The 3,160-nt window shown below is 42.5% G+C and carries 7 protein-coding genes; 5 read left to right on the top strand and 2 right to left on the bottom strand.

Annotated features, from left to right (window positions below; genetic code table 11):
- The 5 genes from F6K38_RS37895 to F6K38_RS37915 form a co-directional block, all read left to right on the top strand.
- A partial coding sequence (locus F6K38_RS37895) for a helix-turn-helix domain-containing protein (RefSeq protein WP_287360123.1) occupies positions 1 to 399 on the top strand: 399 nt, incomplete at its 5' end.
- Between the two features lie 174 nt (positions 400 to 573).
- Entirely contained in the window at positions 574 to 960 is a 387-nt protein-coding gene (locus tag F6K38_RS37900) for a DUF433 domain-containing protein (RefSeq protein ID WP_008183932.1), read from the top strand.
- Entirely contained in the window at positions 957 to 1,352 is a 396-nt protein-coding gene (locus tag F6K38_RS37905) for a hypothetical protein (protein WP_008183934.1), read from the top strand. The genes F6K38_RS37900 and F6K38_RS37905 overlap by 4 nt, the downstream gene beginning before the upstream one ends.
- A 210-nt stretch (positions 1,353 to 1,562) precedes the next feature.
- Positions 1,563 to 2,027 (top strand): DUF4365 domain-containing protein, encoded by a 465-nt coding sequence (locus F6K38_RS37910; RefSeq protein ID WP_287255252.1) that lies wholly within the window; start codon positions 1,563 to 1,565, stop codon positions 2,025 to 2,027.
- A 53-nt stretch (positions 2,028 to 2,080) separates the two neighbouring features.
- The gene (locus tag F6K38_RS37915; RefSeq protein WP_287265927.1) at positions 2,081 to 2,686 is read left to right on the top strand and encodes a hypothetical protein; all 606 of its coding nucleotides are present in this window, start codon (positions 2,081 to 2,083) and stop codon (positions 2,684 to 2,686) included.
- Between the two features lie 47 nt (positions 2,687 to 2,733).
- On the opposite strand, the gene F6K38_RS37920 is transcribed toward F6K38_RS37915, so the two are convergent.
- Together F6K38_RS37920 and F6K38_RS37925 are read right to left on the bottom strand one after the other, a co-directional pair.
- Positions 2,734 to 2,892, bottom strand: coding sequence for a hypothetical protein (locus F6K38_RS37920; protein ID WP_287360125.1), 159 nt, complete (start codon positions 2,890 to 2,892; stop codon positions 2,734 to 2,736).
- Positions 2,823 to 3,160: chromate transporter (locus F6K38_RS37925; RefSeq protein WP_502709646.1), on the bottom strand; the 338-nt coding region annotated here is incomplete at its 5' end. The genes F6K38_RS37925 and F6K38_RS37920, both read right to left, overlap by 70 nt.

Below are 3,160 nucleotides of genomic sequence, written 5' to 3' on the forward strand. Positions count from 1 at the left end.
CAAGCCGCTGAATTACTAGGTGTTTCTGCCACTCGCGTCCGTTTCCTGCTGAGCAAGGGCAGAGTTAAGGGGGCTTATAAGGTGGGTAGAACTTGGGTGATTCCTCTGTTTGACGGTATGCCGGTGGTCACCCCTGGTACTCGCGGACCGAAGCGGAATTGGTCAAAGCGTACGGAGTACACCAAAGCTGTGATCCACGTTAATCAGAAGGTAATTCGCAACAATCTCAAGACGGGCGATCGCAACCCTGTGATCACGGTGAAACGGGGTTCTAAAAATATTTATGGTCATACGGTAGAGGTGAATGGCCCCTGTCGGGTGATGTATCGTCCAGATGATCCATTAAAATGTGGGGCTAGGGTGTGGATTGAGACGATTTCTGATTTTAAGGTGAGCTGATTTGGCCAGGGATGGGCGGTCAGTGGTCAGTGGTCAGTGGTCAGTGGTCAGCTTATTTTATTCAAAAGCACCGATTGCGCTACGGGCATAAGCTGATAGCTGATAGCTGATAGCTGATAGCTGATAGCTGATAGCGTAGTTAATGATGGATTTAGTCTTTTAAGAATAAGGGATATGAGTTTAGAGTCTAATGGAAAAGTGGCTATCATTCGCACAGAAAGGGGATTGACGATATCAGGTACACGCATCACACTCTATGATGTAATAGATTACCTAACTGCTGAATATCCTCCTAAGCTTATTCGTGGTCTCTTCAACTTAACCGAGGAACAAATAAATGCTGCTCTGGCCTATATTAAAGCCAATCGTGCTGAAGTCGAAGCTGAGTATCAAATTGTAGTGAAAGAAGCTGAAGAATTGCGACAGTATTATGAACAGCGCAATCGTGACCTGATTGCCCGACTTGCCAAAAAGCCACCATTACCAGGTAGGGAGGCGGCTTGGGAAAAGCTGCAAGCACAGAAAGCAAAACATCAAGCTCAATTTGAGTCCCAGCGATGATTTTCTTGGTTGATCATAATCTTGAAGGACATGCTCTACTTTTGTCAGGTAGTATTGCTAGCCTTGGCTGGTTGGAGCTGTTACCCATTCGGTTTGTCACTTTTGCAGAGATTGAATTATCGATTACTAGTGATGACAGAGTAGTTTGGCGGTTTGCACAAGCCAATCAAATGATCCTGCTAACAGCCAATCGGAGTATGAACGGTAAGAATTCTCTAGAGAAAGTGATGCGTGAAGAAAATACATCTACTTCATTACCTGTTGTCACAATTGGAGATTCTGATCGAGTTCTGAGTGATCCTGATTATCGCAATCGTTGTGTTGATCGGCTAATTGAGATTATCTTTGACATTGATGACTATAGAGGTTCAATGAGACTTTTCATTCCATGAATACGAAGCTCAACAATTACAAACCTTTGCTTGCCTAATTAAACTCAGTTAAGGTGGCAATATAGTCAGTAGCAATCAATTGATGCGTTCGCGTAGCGTGGCCGTAGGCCAATCGCTTTTAGCGGGCTCTTCGAGCCATCGCGTAGCGTGACCTACGGTCAATCGCAGTCAAGTTACAGCAGACTTCCTAGTGCAATAGTGGAGGCAGTAATGAAGCGAGATTTAGATTATTTCATTGGTGAGCGTGCTGAACATCTGGCGATAGTATATTTGACAAGTAGCCAAGATCTAGTTGTGGAAAGGATGAAGGCTGATTATGGGCTAGATATGTTGGTAACAATACTACGGGATAAATTACCAACAGGAAGGGTTTTTGGTGTTCACATCAAAGGTCGAGACAAAGCTTTCAAGGACATACAGCAAGAAGCGTCACTAGTTTTATCTGACCAAGAAAAGAAGTACTTTCAAGATTTGCCCTTCCCGGTATGTGTATTGTTTTTCACTATGGACGATGACAGGGGCTATTACCGATGGTTGAAGTATCCCAGTGAATCCAACCAGAGCCTTCATACTCTTGAAAACAATCAATGGCGTTCTCTGGATCAGGAGCAGGTTAGCCAGATAATCGCAGAAGTTAATGCTTGGTATAATCGAAAGCACCAATCCGCCGCATAACAACACCCATACCCCGACCGCCTTAGCATTAGGCTCAAAACCAGGAGACTTAAGTGGCATATAGTGACTTTACTCTAAAGAAAGTCAAGCTTGACTTTAATATCCAGACTGTCGAGGATCAGTCACTATTTTCCAATAGTGAAGAAATTCAAATAAGTGATTATCTGGCACAGACCTTAAAAAGAAATCTCCCTTTAGCCTTAGCCATTAATACGGAAAAAGCTAGGTCAGAACTAATCATTATTAATATTTTACTGGAAGTCAAAGAAAAATCATCTCAAAAAATTAGTCTATTCTCAGGGATTGATTTTAATGTCGATAAGGAAAAAGGCTTAACTGGATTTTGTGATTATATCATTAGTGGTTCAGAAGAGCAGTTATATTTAGATTTGCCGGTAATTACAATAGTTGAAGCTAAGAATGAAAATATTATTTCTGGCTTGGGTCAATGTATTGCGGAAATGTATGCTGCTCAACTCTTTAATCAAGAAGAAAGTTATGATTTACCCTGTGTATATGGTGCAGTAACTACAGGGGATGAATGGAGGTTTGTTAAGCTTGAAAAAAATGTCGCTTATATCGATAATGATAGTTATTATATTAGCGATATTAATAAAGTTATTGGGATTCTAGTGAACATGGTTAAAGGAAAAGCGTAATACTATTAGCCAAGGGAACAGTAAAACTAGAAAAAATTCTTTCTACCTCATTCTCCCGATTCCCGACTCCCTCGGTGCGCTTTCCGTAGGCGAATTAAATTCGCCACGGGTCGCACCGCTCCCGACTCCCGACTCCCTAAAACCCAATCGACAACTGGGCTAATTGTGAAATCAATCCGATAATTCCGCCGATTAATACTAACCATGCGGAATTTACCTTAAAGCGAAATACCAGCACCGCGCTAACTATTGCTACCATAACGGTTAACCAATCTACTAAAGCAGTACGTGCTAAGATATAAGTGACTCCTGTCATCAGTCCTAAGGAAGCGGCATTAACACCGTCTAGGAATCCACTTGCCCAGGGGGATTGGCGTAGCTTGGGCACCCAAGGATTGAGGATTCCGACTAACACAAAGGCAGGCAAAAAGATTCCAATTGTTGCAGCTACTGCGCCAACATTTCCATTCAGCA

It is taken from the genome of Moorena sp. SIO3B2 (assembly GCF_010692525.1).
GTDB lineage: Bacteria > Cyanobacteriota > Cyanobacteriia > Cyanobacteriales > Coleofasciculaceae > Moorena > Moorena producens.